The sequence below is a fragment of the Dysgonomonas mossii genome (genome assembly GCF_004569505.1).
Classification (GTDB): domain Bacteria; phylum Bacteroidota; class Bacteroidia; order Bacteroidales; family Dysgonomonadaceae; genus Dysgonomonas.
In genome coordinates this window covers 1-488 of record NZ_SPPK01000046.1, presented here as the reverse complement: position 1 = coordinate 488, position 488 = coordinate 1, and the positions used below count along the sequence as shown (strand labels likewise).

The window sequence follows — 488 nt, the reverse complement described above, 5'->3', positions numbered from 1 at the left end:
GTGCTGGCGCGCTGGGTCGGCGTGTACGGCATCGGCGCCGTGGCGGCCGGGCTGGCGATGCTGGCCGCGCAGCTGCGCGGATCCGATCTGCGCCGGCCGACGTGCTGGGCCGTCGCCGCCGCGTTCGCCATCGCCTGGGCGGGGCTGGCGGCACAGCGCCACTGCGCGGTGGACGGCTGCGGCGCGCAGGGAGCGCAGGAGGCGAAGGCGCCCGCGCCGCTGTCCGTGGCGCTGCTGCAGGGCAACATCCCCCAGGACGAGAAATTCCAGGCCGGCAGCGGCATTCCGCAGGCCCTGCGCTGGTACGGCGATGCGCTGCGCACCGCCGATGCCGCGCTGGTCGTCGCGCCCGAGACCGCCATTCCGCTGCTGCCGCAGCAGCTCATGCCGGGCTATCTCGAATCGATCCAGGCGCACTACGCGGGCGGATCGCCGCAGGGCACTTCCACGGCGCCCACCGCCGCGCCCCGCGCCGCGCTGCTGGGCAT

1 protein-coding gene is annotated in these 488 nt (G+C 75.8%); it reads left to right on the top strand.

Annotated features, from left to right (window positions below):
- A partial coding sequence (locus tag E4T88_RS18865) for a hypothetical protein (RefSeq protein ID WP_497707125.1) occupies positions 1-488 on the top strand: 488 nt, incomplete at both ends.